We start from the raw sequence: 15,155 nt of genomic DNA, 5'->3' as shown, positions 1-15,155 counted from the left end.
CTCTCAGGATCTCAGCGTGTCGCGCGCCGTCTCCGGCGCCATCAGCGTCGCGATGATCGTTATGATCGAGAGCCCGATGATGTAGAGCGACACCGGCCAGTAAGAGCCGGCCCAGGCGAGCAGCGCAGTTGCGATCAGCGGCGAGAAGCCGCCGCTGAGCGCGGCCGCAACATTGGCCCCCAACGACGCACCGCTGTAGCGTACCTGGGTGCGGAACAGCTCCGGCATGAAGGCGGCCTTCGGCCCGAACAGCAGCGCATGCGTCAGCGTCATCGTGACGACGAGCGCGAGCGTGATCAGCGCCGGCTCCCTGGTGTCGAGGAACCAGAACAGCGGAAACGCCAACGCCACTGAAAACACGCCACCGGCGAGATACAGCGCCTTACGGCCAAAAATGTCCGACAGCCAGCCGGCGAGCGGCAGCGTCGCGAACTCAACGATCGCGGCATAGACCACCGCATCGAGGATCACCTGGCGCGGCAGGCCGAGCTTTGTCGTGGCATAGACCACGGTGAAGACGGTGAGGAGATAGGCAAGGCCGACTTCCGACACCGTGATGCCGATCGCCAGCAGAAAACTGCGCCAGTCGCGGCGGATCACTTCCCATACCGGCTGCGCCAGCACCTCCTTGCGCTCCACGACTTCCTTGAAGTGCGGCGTCTCGGCGAGCTTGAGCCGCACGATGAAGCCGACACCAACGAGCAGGATGCTGATCAGGAACGGCACGCGCCAGCCCCAGCTCAGGAAATCGGCTTCAGGCAGCTGCGTCATCAAGCCGAAGATTCCAGTGGACGCGGCAACGCCGACGGGAAAGCCGATCTGCACCAGGCTGCCGTAAAAGCCTCGGCGGTTGCCCGCATGTTCGGCCACCATGACCACAGCGCCGCTCCATTCGCCGCCGAGCCCGATGCCCTGGATGAAGCGCAGGACGATAAGGAAGATCGGCGCCCAGACACCGATCTGGCTGTAGGTCGGCAGGCAGCCGATCAGGAAAGTGCCGAGCCCCATCGCGATCATGGTCGCGACCAGCATTGTCTTGCGCCCGAGCCGGTCGCCATAATGCCCGATGATGGCGCCGCCGATCGGGCGCGCCACGAAGCCGACCGCGTAGGTCGAGAACGCCGCGAGCGTGCCGACAAAGGGATCGAAGCTCGGGAAGAACAGCTTGTTGAGCACGAGCGCCGCCGCCGTGCCGTAGATCAGAAAATCGTACCATTCGATCGCGGTGCCGAGCGCGGCTGCCCACACCACATGCGCCGTCGTCGATCGCTCCGTCGCGCCGGAGACCCCCGTTGCTGCCGTCATTCCATGCCCCAAACTTTCCGGCCGTCATCATGGATAATCGGGGGAATGGTTGCAACCTGTCACGGTGCCGACGTCTAGTCGTCCTGGCGAAAGCGGCGCGACGGCGAGCTTAATTTCGCCATTGACAAATTCATTCGCCAATATCTAACTTGCCGCCAACTCATAACCGGCCGCGCCAAGCGGCCCATAAAAGCGAGGGAACGACGATGAGAGGGTTTTTGGCCTGCGCCATGCTCGCGGCCATGACATCGGCTGCCATGACCACAGTTGCGAGCGCGCAAGTCTCAGACGACGTGGTGAGAATCGGCGTGCTGACGGATCTGTCGAGCTGGGGGCGTGACAACAGCGGCCCCGGCTCCGTCGAGGCGGCCAAGATGGCGGTGGAGGAATTCGGCCCGACCGTGCTCGGCAAGCCGATCGAGATCATCAGCGCCGACCACCAGATGAAGACCGACGTCGGCGTGCAGATCGTGCGCGGCTGGTTCGACAATGGCAAGGTCGACGCCGTCGCCGACATCCCCAATTCCGGCATCGCGATCGCCGTGCACAACATGGTGCGCGAGCGCAACAAGATCGCGCTGCTCTCTGGTCCCGGCGCGAGTTCGCTGACCGACGAGCTGTGCAGCCCCAACACCGTGCACTTCACCTACGACTCCTACGCGCTGTCGAAGGTGACAGCGTCGGCCGTGATCAAGGAAGGCGGCAAATCCTGGTACTTCATCACCGCCGACTACGCCTTCGGCCAGCAGCTCGAGAAGGACGCGACGCGCTTCATCAACGAGATGGGCGGCAAGGTCCTGGGCAGTGTGAAGCACCCGACCAACACCGCGGACTTCTCGTCCTTTGCGCTCCAGGCACAGAGCTCGAAAGCCGACGTGGTCGCCTTCGCCAATGCCGGCCAGGACACCGACAACGCGATCAAGCAGTCCGGCGAGTTCGGCCTGGTGCAGGGCGGCCAGAAGCTCGTCGGCCTGTTGATGTTCGACACCGACGTGCATGCGGTCGGCCTGAAGGCCGCACAGGGCACCTACATGACCACGGCCTCGTACTGGAACATGGACGAGGCCACCCGCGCCTGGTCGAAGAAATTCTACGAACGCACCAAGGTGATGCCGACCATGATCCAGACCGGCGTCTACGGCTCGGTGCTGCATTATCTCAAGGCGATCAAGGCGGCAGGCACCGACGATCCGGCGCAAGTGATGGCCAAGATGCGCGAGCTGCCGATCGAGGATGTCTTCGTGCACGGCGGCAAGTTGCGCGAGGACGGCCGCGTCATCCGCGACATGTATCTCGCCAAGGTGAAGTCACCCGAGCAGTCCAAGGAGCCCTGGGACTATCTGGAGATCATCAAGACCGTGAAGGGCGAGGACGCCTTCCGTCCGGTCTCCGAGTCCAAATGTCCGCTGCTGAAGAAGTGAGGCCAGCATGACCGGCAACGAGCGCAACGCAATTGAGACTTACGAGTGCGATGTGCTCGTGGCCGGATCGGGCTGCTCCGGTATGTCCGCGGCGATCACTGCACGTTATCGCGGCCTCGACGTGCTGATCGTCGAGAAGGAGCCGCGCTTCGGCGGCACTACCGCTCGCTCCGGCGGCTGGCTCTGGATCCCCGGGACATCGCTGGCGCAGGCCTACGGCATCGCGGAGACGCCTGAACAGGCCCGCACTTATCTGCGGCACGAAGCCGGCAACAATTTTGATGCCGCGCGCGTCGACGCTTTCTTAAGCGCCGGCCCTGAGGCGGTGGACTTTTTTACCACCAAGACAGCGCTGCGTTTCGACATGCCGCTGGTGTTTCCCGACTATCACGCCGAGGCACCGGGCGGCGCGCAGGGCGGCCGCTCCATGGTGACGCGCCCGTTCGACGGACGCGAGCTCGGCGATCTCATCAAGACGCTCGGCATGCCCCTTCCCGAGCTCACCGTATTCGGCATGATGTTAGGCTCCGGCAAGGAGATCATCCATTTCATGCGCGTGACGAAGTCGCTGACGTCGGCGGCCTATGTCGCCAAGCGCCTGTCGCGGCATTTGATGGACGTGCTGCGCCACGGCCGCGGCATGACCTTGACCAACGGCAATGCGCTGGCGGGGCGCCTCGCCAAATCCGCGCTCGATCTCAAGATTCCGATGTGGCTGTCCTCGCCCGTGCGCGAGCTGACTGTCGAGAACGGCGCAGTGACCGGTGCCATCATCACCCGCGAGGGACGCGATGTGCGCGTCCGCGCGCGGCAAGGCGTCGTGCTCGCCTGCGGCGGCTTTCCGCACGACGTCGCGCGGCGCCAAAAAATGTTTCCGCACGCGCCGACCGGCAATGAACACTATTCGCCCGGCCCCACCGGCAATACCGGCGACGGCCTCCGCCTCGCCGAATCCGCCGGCGGCCATGTCGAGGGCCGCCTGCCGAATGCGGCCGCCTGGGTGCCGGTGTCGCTGACCACGCGCAAGGATGGCTCAAAGGGCGTGATGCCGCATTTCATCGACCGCGCCAAACCCGGCGTGATCGCGGTGATGCGCGACGGCAAGCGCTTTGCCAATGAAGGCAATTCCTATCACGACTTCGTCCAGGCCATGATCAAGGCCGCAAAGCCCGGCGAGGAGATCGCAGCCTATCTCGTCTGCGATCACCCAACACTGCGCAAATACGGCCTCGGCTGCGTGCCGCCCTTCCCGATGCCGCTCGGGCATCATCTCGATACTGGCTATCTCCTGCGCGGCGACACGCTGGAGGCGCTGGCGGCGAAGGCCGGCATCGATACCAATGCGTTCACTGAGACCGTCAAGCAGTTCAATGCGACCGCCCCTCTGGGCCACGACGCCGCTTTCGGCAAAGGTTCAAAAGCCTATAATCGCTACCAGGGCGACGCCATGCATGGCCCCAATCCCTGCATCGCGCCGCTCGAAAACGGCCCGTTCTACGCGATCAAGATGGTGATCGGCGATCTCGGGACCTATGCCGGCATCGTCACCGACGAGAACGCGCGGGCGCTCGATGCCGAGCGCCGCGTCATTTCCGGACTCTATGCCGCCGGCAACGACATGGCGAGCATCATGGGCGGCAATTATCCCGGTGCCGGCATCACGCTTGGGCCGGCGCTGACCTTCGGCTACATTGCCGGCCGCCATCTTGCCGACAACGCCGCCAAGCGCGACGCGGCGTAAGCAGGCGCATCGGAGGCGCATGAAGAGAGAAAGCCGCGGCATCCAGTCGATCGAAGTCGGCGGAGAATTGCTCCGCGCGCTCGCGAGATCCGGCGAGCCGATGATGCTGCGCGATCTCGCGCGCGAGGCCGGCATGACGCCGGCCAAGGCGCATCCTTATCTCGCCAGCTTCTCGCGCATCGGATTGATCGAGCAGGACGAGGTCACCGGTCACTATGAGATTGGCGCGCTGGCGCTCGAGCTCGGCCTGATCAGCCTGCGCCGCCTCTCGGGCGTGCGCATCGCGCGGCCGAAGATCGCCGCGCTCGCAGTGCAGATTGGTCATGCGGTCTCGCTCGCGGTCTGGGGCACGCACGGTCCGACCGTGGTGCAGCTGGAGGAGCCGGGCCAGCCTGTGCATATCGTGATGCGCGCCGGCTCGGTGATGGCGCTGCTGGAGACCGCAACTGGCCGTGCGTTTGCGGCGTTCCTGCCGGAGAAGACGATCAACGCCGCGCTCGAAAGCGGCCTCGACCGTCACGGCGTCGGCTACAATCCGAAGCGGCCGGTGAAGGGCGCAAAGGTCGCCGAGATGCTCGTCGAGGTCCGCAAGCACGGGCTGGCGCGCGCGCTCGGCGATCCCCTCCCCGGCGTCAACGCATTCTCCGCCCCCGTGTTCGATCATTCCGGCCATGTGGCGCTGGTGATCACCGGGATGGGGCCGGAGGGCACGTTCGATGCCCGCTGGGACAGCCCGATCGCGCATGCCCTGCGCGACTGCGCCGCCGGCATCTCGAAGCGGCTGGGATACGGGATGACGATCGCCGCGGAGTGAGGCGCGCCTAGAGCGGCGACACCCTCACCTCTTCCGCGGAGATCGATCCGCTGTCGACGACGAGCGCGACCGCGCCGCCCGTCAGCGGCAGCCCACCCGTATCCTGAACGCTGAACAGCCTTTTGCCATCGACATGCGCTTCGATGTCGCTTCCAGCCACGCGCAGCTCAATCCGATATTTCCGGTCGAGCTGCCAATCAAAAGGCTCGCTGGCGAGAACGACCTCGTCATGCAGGCGCTTCACCAGGCGGACGCGGCCGCCCTCTGTGTGATCGAACATCAGCGCGTAGTAGCGCTCGCGTCCCTGCACGCGGGCGGCGAGTCCCCAGGCATTCGCCAGCAGCGGCATGATCTCCGTCGTCACGCGATAGTCTTTCCAGTCGCGCGAGCCCTGCGCGATGAAGCCGAGCCCGTCGCCATTGGTGACGCGCAGGCCTTCCCATCGCGTCTGGAACTGGCTGACATTGTTGACCCAGGCGTGCTTCCACATCGTGCTCAGATTGGCGTCCGGCCGCTTCAGCACGGTGTCCGGCGCGCCGCCCCAGGTCAGGTAATCGAGATAAAGCGTGCCATCGGCGCCGAGAGGATCGCGCGTCTCGATCTCGACGCCGATCTCGAAGACCGGATAGGCATTCGTCTCCGGCACCCGCCAGCTCAGCACGGCCTGGCAGCCTCCGGTGAGCTCCTGCGCATCGCCATAGATCTGAACCAGCTCATCGTGCTCGTCATAGACGCTGGCGAACAACCGCACCGCCACCGCGCCGCTGTCCGTGTCCGACTCCAGCCGGCACTCGACCCGCTGCCCCGAATACAGGGTCGGGCAGGACACAAGCTGATAAGTCGGCATCGAGAACACCTCCTTGTCAAAGAAGGTGGGGCTCGCAACACGCGCCACGCGTCCGGGCGCGAGGCGGCGGAAGTCGATCGCGAGGCTGCGTTCGCCGGTACGACTGTGGCCGGCGACGTTGCTGAGCTCGACCTCGTGCAGCCGCGCCGGAGATCCGCCCTTCGCATGGAAGCCCTGCAAGCTGCCGGGAAAGTTGAAATTGAAACGCGCACCGTCCTTGGCAACCGCGAGCGCCGGAGCGCCCGCAAGCGCAAGGCCCGCAGCGACCAGCGACTGCGTTTCGATCACGGCATCGGTAATCGCAGCACCGCCGTCGGCGGTCGAGATGTACATGCGATCGGCAATCGGCTTGCGGAAATCCGGTCCGGCATCGAGGCCCGCAAGGCCAGTGCGGATGCCGAACAGGCAACCGACATTGCCGGCGTTGCAATCAGTGTCCCAGCCGGCCGTGTTGGCGATCCGCATCGCTTCCTGGAAACTCTTCTCGCCATAGAGCGTCGCCAGGATAATCAGCGCGTGGTTGGGCACGACATGGCAATTGCCGGGAAATTTGTCGTAGCCGTAGCGCTCGGCGATCAGCGCACGGGTGCGTTCCCAGTCATTGCCGTTGTCGCCGGCGTGCCACTCGCGGACGTCATTGACGACGCGCCGGATCAGCGCGTCCTTCGGCACAAAGCCGAGGCCGACATCGATCAGCTTCTGGACGTCGCGCTCGACGAAGGCCTGCGCCTCCATCGCCGCGAGCAGCTTTGCGGCATGCACGGATTCGCCGTCATGGCTGACCCGCCCGGCCTGCTCGGCGAGATAGGCGGCCTGCTCGGGATTGCCCGGGCTCACCATCGCCCAGCCGTCGATGAAGATCTGTGCGCCGATCTGCTCGGCCACGGTCGTGCCGTTCAGCGCGATCGAGCCGCTCTGCGGCGCCGGAATGCCGGCCTTCAGCCGGAGATAGGCGGTATGCTCGGTGGAATTGCCAATGCCGCCCCACCACAGGATGGCGCGCTCCTCGATGATGTAGTTCAGCCAGGCCTGCCCGACCTGCTTCGAGGTCAGTCGCTTTGGATAACCATTGTCGGCAAGCGCGCGGGGAAAGGCAAAGGTGCCGGAGACGTCGTCATCGGTGACGACGAGATGATGCGAGCGCAGCGCGACGTCGCGGCGCTCGTTGACGTAATAGTTGATCGGACCGAGCTCCTTCATGATGCGCTCATAGGTCCAGCCCTCGAAGGGCCGGCCGAGATAGACGCCGATGAGCTTGCCGAGCACGCCGGCATAGACGCGCTCGGCGTAGTCATGAGGAATAGCCGTCACCTGTTCACTCCCATATCCACTTCTTTGGCCCACCGGTCAGACCGACGAGCGTGTCATGATCTCGAATTTCAGCTCATGGCTCCTGCCTGGCGTCGCAAGCCCGCCGGGCTGCAACCGCCTGACCAGCGTCTCGGCCGCAAGCGCACCGAGGTCGAACTCCGGCTGCCGCACGGTGGTGAGCCCGAGCAACTTTGCGACCGGAATGTCGTCGAAGCCGGCGATTGCAATGTCGTTCGGGATCGAGAGCCCGGCATTACGGGCCGCCTCCATCGCGCCGAGCGCCAGCACGTCGCTGGCGCCGAACACGGCGGTCGGGCGATCGCCCTTGCGTTCGAGCAGCCGCGTCATGGCGCGCGCGCCGGATTCCTCGGAATAGGCACTGTCTGTGATGAAATCAGGCGTAAGGCCGGCCTCCCGCATCACGGCGCCGTAACCCTGCGCGCGGCGCTGGCTCGGGCCGAATTCGGCCTGGATCATCGCAATACGCCGGTGCCCGCGTGCAATCAGAAGTCGCGTCATCTCGGCAGCCGCCTCAGCGTTATCGATATAGACGCTGTCGATCGCGAGCGGCCCGTCCGGCTTGTGCTGGCTTTCCAGCCGCACCAGCGGAATGCCTTTTCGCGCGAGCACCGCCAACTGGGGCACGCGCAGATGGAAGAAAGTCGCGACGACGCCGTCGGCGCGCCCCTGGAGCAGCCAGTCGATCGCGCGCGCCTCGCGTTCCGGCCGACCGTCGGTGTCGAAGATGAGCACGTCATAACCGGCGGGAGCTGCGATCGTCTGCAATCCGCGCACGAGCCCCGGGTAGAACGGGTTGGTGATGTCAGGGATGACGCAAGCCAAGGTCATGGTCCGCGCGCTACGCAGCATGCGCGCCGGATGGTTCGGCCGGTAGCCGAGCCCCTCGGCGACCTCGAGGATCCGCGTGCGCGTCGCCGGCGGAACGGACGGCGTCTCCGTCTTGTTCAGGACGAGCGACACCGCGGCCTGCGAAACGCCGGCCGCAAGCGCAATATCCTTCTGCGTGGGACGGGCCGGCGCCGCTTTATCGCGCCCCTTCACCCGCTCTGTCCTCGTTGTTGACGTCGCCATTTCGCTTAGTTATACGTATTACTAAAGCAAAATCAACAATAGACGTGATCTGAGGAAACCGAGGTTCATCGCCATGACCATGACCCGACGCCAGCTTGTTGCTGCCATTCCCGCTGCCGCGCTTGCAGCTAACCTGCCGCGAGGCGCCCGCGCCGAGGAACGCAAGGTCGTGACCTTCTGGTTCGGCCAGGCGAATTCGGACGGCCAGGCCGCACTACGCAACGATCTGGTCGAGGCCTTCAACGCCTCACAGGACAAATATCTGCTCCAGATGGAAGTGAAGGGCGCCGCCGTCAACAATCTCCTGAAGGTCGCGCTGGTCGCAGGGAATGGTCCGGACATCGTCCAGACCGCCGGCCCCGCCTATCTCACCGCGATCGCCAATGCGGGCCAGGTGCTGGCGCTCGACGATTTCGCTGAGAAGTACAAATGGAAGGATCGCTTCCTCGCGCCGCTGCTCAACACCAGCGTCTACGGCGGCAAGCTCTATGCGCTGCCGCGCGACTACGAGTCCATGCACCTGTTCTACAACAAGGAGCTGTTCAAGCAGAACGGCTGGAAGCAGCCGACCAATCGGCAGGAGATGGAGGAGATCGCCGACGCCGCGCTCGCCAAGGGCATCATCCCCTTCGGCGCCGGCAATGCCGACTGGAAGGGCGTCAACGAGTGGCTGATGACGGTGTTCCTCAACAACGTCGCCGGCCCCGACAACGTGCGCAAGGCGCTTTCGGGCGAACTGCCTTGGACCGCGCCGCCCTTCGTCGAGGCCGTCGAGCTGTCAAAGGCCTGGTTCAACAAGGGCTATTTCGGCAAGAACTACTTCTCGCTCACGATCGAGCAGAGTTTTCTTCAGGTCGTGAACGGCAAGGCGGCGATGGCGCTGAACGGCACCTGGTCGTTCGGCACCAAATCCTACGGCATGTCGAAGCCCGACACGGTCATGGACGTGATGCCGACGCCGAGCCTCGGCTCGGCCTTCACGGGCTCGTTGGTGCATCTGGCCTGCGGCGCGACGCTGTCGATCGCGAAGACCTCGCAGAATGCGGAAGGCGCCGCCGCCGTGTTCGAGTTCATGCTGACGCGCAAATTCTACGAGACCATGAACCGCGACTGGCCGGGAAAATGGGCGCTGCCGGTCAAGGACCTGCCGCCGGACATGCTCCAGGGCATCGGCTATCCCCTGTTCGAGAAGACCATCGCGAATCTGCACGAGGCCTTCAGCAAAGGCCAATACGGCTTCACCACCTGGACATTCTGGCCCGGCGCCACCAACTCCTATTTGATCGAGGGCATCGAGCAGGTCTGGCTCAACAAGATCACGCCGGACGCTTATCTCACCCGGATGCAGACGCTGTTCAGCCAGGAAGCCAAGGAAGGCAAGGTGCCGCCGCTGCCGCCGCGGACGGCCTGATCCCAAGATGTGGCTGTTCGCGCTTCCGGCGCTGCTGATCAATATCTGCATCATCCTGGTGCCCGCCGTGCTGACATTCACGGCGGCGTTCTTCATGTGGGATGGTGTCGGCAAGCCGGCTTGGGCGGGCCTCGCCAATTTCCAGAACATGGCCGCCGATCCCGTGTTCTGGTCGGCGCTGACCAATAATTTCATCTGGACCGCGATCTTCCTCACCGTACCGGTCTGTATCGCGCTGGTGATGGCCGCGGCGCTCTTGATGGCACCGAATGCGCGCATCGTCGTGCAGTCCATCATCTTCCTGCCGCGCATCATCGCGGTCGCGGTTACGGGGCGCATCTTCCAGGGCATGATCTTCAGCCCTGCGACCGGCATCGTCGCATGGCTGAACGAGCGCGGCTTTTCGATCTCCGATCCCCTCGCCGATCCCGACCGCTCGCTCTATGCGGTCGCGGCCGTCGATATCTGGCACTGGTGGGGCTTTCTTGCGGTCGTATTCCTGTCAGCGATGCGGCAGATCAGCGTCGACCAGATCGAGGCGGCGCGGCTCGACGGCGCCGGCTTCCTCGCGCTGTTCCGCTACGTGCTGATTCCGGGCATCCGCCCGACGCTGACCTTGATGCTGATCCTGACCGTGATCTGGTCGTTCCAGGTGTTCGAGTTCATCTTCATCGTCACCCGCGGCGGCCCCGCCTATGGCAGCGAGGTTCTGGCGACGTTTGCCTATCGCCACGCCTTCTTCGAAGGCGACGTCGGCCAGGCTGCGGCAGCCGCCTGCGTCATGAGTCTGTTTGGCTTGTGTGCCACCGCCGTCTATCTCTGGCTCCAGATCACCGACGACGCGCAATCGACATGATCGGGGACCGCTGGAGCAGGACATTCAGCCTCGCGCTGATCGGCGTCGCATCGTTCAGCTCGCTGCTGCCGATCGTGCTTGCCGTGATGAACGCGCTGAAGACGACGGTCGAGATCGGCAGCAATCCGCTGGCGCTGCCGACGCAATTGCACTGGGAGAACTTCTCGTCGGCCTGGCGCAATGCCCAGCTCGGCCCCAGCCTGCTGCACAGCGCCGAGGTCGCGAGCCTGACCATCCTGATGGTGTGCGTCACCGCGACGCCCTGCGCCTATGTGCTGGCGCGGCAGAAGGGCAAATTCTGGCGCTTCATCACCTTCTATTTCATGGCCACGATCACCGTGCCCGTGCAGCTCTACCTCTACCCGCTCTATTTCATGTTCGCGAAGCTGGGCCTGATCAATTCGATCCCCGCCGTGGCGCTGATCTACACGGCGATGTTCTCGCCCTTCGCGATCTTCCTGCTGCGCACCTACGCGCTCGCAATTCCCGTCGCGCTGGAGGAAGCAGCGCAGGTCGATGGCGCAAAGCCGTGGCAGACGTTCTGGTACGTGATCCTGCCGATGATGCGGCCGGGGCTGCTGACCGTCGCGATCATCGTCGGCCTGAACGCCTGGAACGAGTTCGTCATCGCCGTGACGTTTCTCCAGAACGACAGCAACGTCACGGCGATCGTGCGCTTCTACAATCTGACCGGCCAGTACTCGACCGACTGGGGCGAGATGCTGGCGGCCGCCGTCACGATCGTGCTGCCGATCGTCGTGATCTTCGTGCTGCTGCAACGCCAGTTCATCGACGGCATGACGTCTGGCGCGGTGAAGTCGTAAGAGCTACTTGTCCTTCACTGGCACCGTGTAGTTCAGGATCAATCGCCCGCCATCCGGATAAATTGTCTGCCCGGTAATGTAGGACGCATCGTCGCTGGCGAGGAACGCGACGACTGAGGCGACCTCGCTCGGCTCGCCGCCGCGGCCCGCCGGCGTGCGTGACATCACGGTCTTGCGGGCATCCTCTGATGTGTAGATCGACGACGCCACCATGTCGGTTAAAATCGTCCCCGGTCCGACCGCAACGACGCGGATGTTGTGCGGGGCGAGCGCGACAGCGGCGACCGAAGTCAGCTGCTTCATGCCACCCTTGGACATCGCGTAGGTCGCAAGCGCCGGGATCGCCAGCAGCGCATTCACCGAGGACATGTTGATGATGACCCCGCCGCCGCCCTGCGCGATCATCTGCTTCGCGGCGGCCTGAACGCCGAAAAACGCGCCTTTCAGGTTGATGCCGATGATTTCGTCGAACTCCTCTTCGGAGATCTCCAGGATATCCCGGTTGCGGGCGACGCCAGCATTGTTCACCATGATGTCGAGCCGGCCGAACTCTTTGACAGCGGTCACGACGAGGCGATCGACGTCGGCACGCTTGGCAACATTGCCGGGGACGGCGCGCAAGGCATCCGGCCGCCCGAGCTCGGCGGCCGTGGCGGCAAGGCCATCGGCATCGACATCCGAGATGACGACCTTGACGCCGTCATCGAGAAATCTCTTTGCACAGGCTTTGCCGATGCCACGCGCCGCGCCGGTGATGGCGGCGACCTTGCCGGATAGTTTCATGAGTCTCACTCCAGAATAGCTGCTTGCGGCGAACCTATTCCGGGCAAGAATCCCAGTTCAAGCCGCCGCAAATCCGAGATGAGCACGGAACCGGTTCTTGATAAAGACGGCATCGCGCGACGGTAGCGAGCGTGGTGGATTTTCGGCCAGGACCTTGATGACAAAAAGCCGCGGCCCATCGGCAGGCTGGGCGATTTGCGTTGCAAGGCGCTCCACCTCCTCGAGCGTCCGCACGGTTCCGGTCGCAGCGAAGCCGCAGGCCGCCGCGATCGCCGTGAGATCGACGCCGCGGCCGGTATGGCTCGCCTGCATCCCGGTCTCGCCAAAATGCTGGTTATCGATCACGACGATGTCGAGATTGCGCGGACGCGCGACGCCGATGGTGGCGAGACCGCCAATCCCCATCAACTGCTCGCCGTCGCCGGTCAAGGCGAGAACCCGCTTCGACGGTTGAGCCTGCGCGAGCCCGAGCCCGATCAGCGCAGCACCGCCCATCGCACCCCAGAGATAGAAATTGCCGTCGTGGTCGCCGACGGAATGAAGATCGTAGGTGGGCGAGCCGAGGCCGGAGACGACCAGTGTATCCTTGCGATCCCTGAGCAGGACCGCGACGGCAGCGCGACGATCGAGTTGAGCTTGCATTGACATCACCACTTCTTCTTGCCGATCAGGCGTTGTCCGATCAGCACGGCGACCTGCTGATCAGCTTCGTAGGCGAACGCTGCGGCGGATTCGACAGTCTCGACCAGATCCTCAGCCGTCTCCGCGCGCATCACCTTCAGGCCGATCGCTTCCAGCGATGGCTGCGTCGCCCGGCTCATCGGCACCTGCCAGGGATTGAACTCGGCCCATTCGCCGCGCATCGTCACCAGCATCAGCAGCGGAAAGCGTCCGATCGCCGACAGCGACAGCATGTTGATGCAATTGCCGACCCCGCTCGACTGCATCAGCACCACGCTGCGCTGGCCGCCGAGCCAAGCGCCCGCGGCAATCGCGATGCCCTCCTCTTCCGTGGTCAGCACGTTGGTGGTGACGTCACGGTCGGCGGAGAACAGACGGATCAACTGGCTGTGGCCGGCATCCGGGACATAGGACATCTGCCGCACGTCGACGGCCTTGAGGATGCGATAGAGTTCGGACGGCCAGTCGTCACTTGCGCGCGAGTCGAGATTGGGTTGAGGGCTGTGCACCGCTTGTCTCCGTGAGTTTCGAGCGGACGCTAGCGATGTTCAGGCACGAAAGCTCTGACCGTCTGGCATGACCAGATATCGAGGGATTGTATAGCTGCGTCTTCGTCGGTGCGCATTACTGCGCCCTCTCCCCTTGCGGGAGAGGGCATCACCGCAGGTCGACACAAGCTCACTGGGGTGAGGGGTTGCCTCCGCGCATTCATGCACATTTGTATTCGCGGAGAGACACCCCTCATCCGGCGCTTCGCTGTCCAGACCGGATAGATAGGTAACACAGTAGACCGGATGGATAGGTGACAGTTCTCTGTCGGCTGGGAGGATCAGCCGATGCCTTGGCGAGAGAGCTGCGCAATGGACCAGCGGGTTAACTTCATCGCGGATCAGCGAAGCGGATTGTGGACGATGACGGAGCTGTGCGACCGCTACGAGATTAGTCGCAAGACCGGTTACAAATGGTTGGACCGCTACCGGTTGGAAGGGGCTGGAGGGCTTGCGGATCGCTCGCACGCCGTGCGGGTGCATGGGCGAGCGACGCCGCAGCACATCGTGGATGCGATTGTGGGACTCCGGCTTGAGCGGCCGAGCTGGGGACCGCGCAAGATCGTAAGCAAGCTTGAGGCTCACCAAGGGGATATCGATTGGCCGTCGGCCTCGACGGCAGGCCAGATTCTCAAACGAGCGGGACTGGTTAGTAGCCGTCGGGCTCGGCGACGTGCGCCACCGCGTGTGGGTCAACTGACGGTGCCTCAGCATGCCAACCATGTATGGGCCCTCGATCACAAGGGCTGGATTCGTCTGGGCGACGGCTCTCGCGTTGAACCCTTCACGGTGACCGATGGCTTCAGCCGTTATTTGATTAGTTTGGCAGCGACGGGCAGCACGCAATATGCCGAGTGCCAACCGCCGCTGGAGCGGGCGTTTCGCGAGTACGGCTTGCCGCAGATCATCCGCTCCGACAACGGCTCGCCGTTCGCCTCGACTGGGACCACGGGTCTGACGGCGCTGTCGGTATGGTGGATCAAGCTTGGCATCCGCCATGAACGGATTGATCCTGGCTATCCGCAGCAGAACGGCCGACACGAGCGTTTTCACCTCACGCTTCTGGAAGCCATGCGGCCACCGCCGCCAACCCAGGCCGCGCAGGCCCGTCGCTTCGCGGCATTTGTGCGCGATTACAACGAAGAACGGCCGCACGAGTCGCTTGGCCAGCACCCACCTGCGAGCGTCTATCAGCCTTCGGCTCGTGCGATGCCAAGGCGGCTTCCCGAGCCGGATTATCCAGCCGAAGCCGCGGTGCGCCAGGTCCGCTCCAACGGCGAGATCAAATGGCGTGGTGACCTCATCCACATCTGCAGCGCTCTCGACGGTGAAGCGGTTGCCGTCGAGGAAACCGAGGACGGATCCTGGCAAGTGCGCTTCTTCGACGTGCCGATCGGCATCATCGACCAGAAAACACGCAAGCTGCGGCGCTGCGCTAGCGCAGCGCCGCAGCCGACCAAATCATGAACCAGTGTCACCCATCCATCCGGTCTGTTCTGTTACCCATCCATCCGCTGGACA

13 protein-coding genes are annotated in these 15,155 nt (G+C 64.1%); 7 read left to right on the top strand and 6 right to left on the bottom strand.

The annotated features are described in order from the left end of the window. Positions 1-3 precede the first annotated feature (3 nt). Positions 4-1,305, bottom strand: coding sequence for an MFS transporter (locus UP06_RS08230; protein ID WP_045001988.1), 1,302 nt, complete (start codon positions 1,303-1,305; stop codon positions 4-6). A 206-nt stretch (positions 1,306-1,511) separates the two neighbouring features. Between UP06_RS08230 and UP06_RS08225 the strand changes: the two genes are divergently transcribed. The 3 genes from UP06_RS08225 to UP06_RS08215 are packed head-to-tail and all read left to right on the top strand — an operon-like array spanning position 1,512 to position 5,281. After that, positions 1,512-2,726 carry an ABC transporter substrate-binding protein gene (locus UP06_RS08225; protein WP_045001987.1) on the top strand — a complete coding sequence of 405 codons (1,215 nt, stop codon included), beginning with the start codon at positions 1,512-1,514 and terminating at the stop codon, positions 2,724-2,726. 7 nt (positions 2,727-2,733) lie between these two features. Continuing rightward, a complete protein-coding gene (locus tag UP06_RS08220; RefSeq protein WP_045001986.1) occupies positions 2,734-4,467 on the top strand; it encodes an FAD-dependent oxidoreductase in 1,734 nt (577 codons plus the stop codon). A gap of 19 nt (positions 4,468-4,486) precedes the next feature. Continuing rightward, positions 4,487-5,281 (top strand): IclR family transcriptional regulator, encoded by a 795-nt coding sequence (locus UP06_RS08215; RefSeq protein WP_045002229.1) that lies wholly within the window; start codon positions 4,487-4,489, stop codon positions 5,279-5,281. Between the two features lie 7 nt (positions 5,282-5,288). On the opposite strand, the gene UP06_RS08210 is transcribed toward UP06_RS08215, so the two are convergent. Both UP06_RS08210 and UP06_RS08205 read right to left on the bottom strand, forming a co-directional pair. Next, a complete protein-coding gene (locus UP06_RS08210) occupies positions 5,289-7,439 on the bottom strand; it encodes an ADP-ribosylglycohydrolase family protein (RefSeq protein ID WP_045001985.1) in 2,151 nt (716 codons plus the stop codon). Positions 7,440-7,475: 36 nt separating this feature from the next. Beyond that, entirely contained in the window at positions 7,476-8,501 is a 1,026-nt protein-coding gene (locus tag UP06_RS08205; RefSeq protein WP_197087145.1) for a LacI family DNA-binding transcriptional regulator, read from the bottom strand. A gap of 103 nt (positions 8,502-8,604) precedes the next feature. Between UP06_RS08205 and UP06_RS08200 the strand changes: the two genes are divergently transcribed. Genes UP06_RS08200 through UP06_RS08190 form a run of 3 tightly spaced genes read left to right on the top strand, consistent with a single transcriptional unit; the run spans position 8,605 to position 11,622 of the window. Further along, a complete protein-coding gene (locus UP06_RS08200; protein WP_045001982.1) occupies positions 8,605-9,942 on the top strand; it encodes an ABC transporter substrate-binding protein in 1,338 nt (445 codons plus the stop codon). A 7-nt stretch (positions 9,943-9,949) separates the two neighbouring features. Then, positions 9,950-10,798, top strand: coding sequence for a carbohydrate ABC transporter permease (locus tag UP06_RS08195; RefSeq protein ID WP_045001981.1), 849 nt, complete (start codon positions 9,950-9,952; stop codon positions 10,796-10,798). Next, positions 10,795-11,622, top strand: coding sequence for a carbohydrate ABC transporter permease (locus UP06_RS08190; protein WP_156162840.1), 828 nt, complete (start codon positions 10,795-10,797; stop codon positions 11,620-11,622). The genes UP06_RS08195 and UP06_RS08190 overlap by 4 nt, the downstream gene beginning before the upstream one ends. Positions 11,623-11,625: 3 nt before the next feature. Here UP06_RS08190 and UP06_RS08185 read toward each other — a convergent pair whose 3' ends face one another. The 3 genes from UP06_RS08185 to UP06_RS08175 are packed head-to-tail and all read right to left on the bottom strand — an operon-like array spanning position 11,626 to position 13,595. Beyond that, entirely contained in the window at positions 11,626-12,405 is a 780-nt protein-coding gene (locus tag UP06_RS08185; protein WP_045001979.1) for an SDR family NAD(P)-dependent oxidoreductase, read from the bottom strand. A gap of 57 nt (positions 12,406-12,462) precedes the next feature. Then, positions 12,463-13,053: a thiamine pyrophosphate-dependent enzyme gene (locus UP06_RS08180; protein ID WP_045001976.1), complete on the bottom strand. Its 591-nt coding sequence runs from the start codon at positions 13,051-13,053 to the stop codon at positions 12,463-12,465. Beyond that, positions 13,053-13,595, bottom strand: a complete 543-nt coding sequence (locus tag UP06_RS08175) for a thiamine pyrophosphate-binding protein (RefSeq protein ID WP_045001974.1) — start codon at positions 13,593-13,595, stop codon at positions 13,053-13,055. The genes UP06_RS08180 and UP06_RS08175 overlap by 1 nt, the downstream gene beginning before the upstream one ends. 351 nt (positions 13,596-13,946) lie before the next feature. Here UP06_RS08175 and UP06_RS08170 point away from each other — a divergent pair, with 351 nt between their 5' ends. Next, entirely contained in the window at positions 13,947-15,101 is a 1,155-nt protein-coding gene (locus tag UP06_RS08170; RefSeq protein ID WP_063778857.1) for an integrase core domain-containing protein, read from the top strand. The last annotated feature ends 54 nt before the right edge of the window (positions 15,102-15,155 follow it).

The organism is Bradyrhizobium sp. LTSP857, assembly GCF_000938285.1.
Taxonomy (GTDB): domain Bacteria; phylum Pseudomonadota; class Alphaproteobacteria; order Rhizobiales; family Xanthobacteraceae; genus Bradyrhizobium.
This window is presented reverse-complemented; position numbering and strand designations above follow the sequence as displayed.

What these genes read in the sequence shown, in the direction of transcription:
- UP06_RS08185 (WP_045001979.1), bottom strand. Translation starts at nt 12,405, where the DNA reads ATGAAACTATCCGGCAAGGTCGCCGCCATCACCGGCGCGGCGCGTGGC.
- UP06_RS08225 (WP_045001987.1), top strand. Translation starts at nt 1,512, where the DNA reads ATGAGAGGGTTTTTGGCCTGCGCCATGCTCGCGGCCATGACATCGGCT.
- UP06_RS08230 (WP_045001988.1), bottom strand. Translation starts at nt 1,305, where the DNA reads ATGACGGCAGCAACGGGGGTCTCCGGCGCGACGGAGCGATCGACGACG.
- UP06_RS08215 (WP_045002229.1), top strand. Translation starts at nt 4,487, where the DNA reads ATGAAGAGAGAAAGCCGCGGCATCCAGTCGATCGAAGTCGGCGGAGAA.
- UP06_RS08180 (WP_045001976.1), bottom strand. Translation starts at nt 13,053, where the DNA reads ATGTCAATGCAAGCTCAACTCGATCGTCGCGCTGCCGTCGCGGTCCTG.
- UP06_RS08190 (WP_156162840.1), top strand. Translation starts at nt 10,795, where the DNA reads ATGATCGGGGACCGCTGGAGCAGGACATTCAGCCTCGCGCTGATCGGC.
- UP06_RS08200 (WP_045001982.1), top strand. Translation starts at nt 8,605, where the DNA reads ATGACCATGACCCGACGCCAGCTTGTTGCTGCCATTCCCGCTGCCGCG.
- UP06_RS08220 (WP_045001986.1), top strand. Translation starts at nt 2,734, where the DNA reads ATGACCGGCAACGAGCGCAACGCAATTGAGACTTACGAGTGCGATGTG.
- UP06_RS08195 (WP_045001981.1), top strand. Translation starts at nt 9,950, where the DNA reads ATGTGGCTGTTCGCGCTTCCGGCGCTGCTGATCAATATCTGCATCATC.
- UP06_RS08170 (WP_063778857.1), top strand. Translation starts at nt 13,947, where the DNA reads ATGGACCAGCGGGTTAACTTCATCGCGGATCAGCGAAGCGGATTGTGG.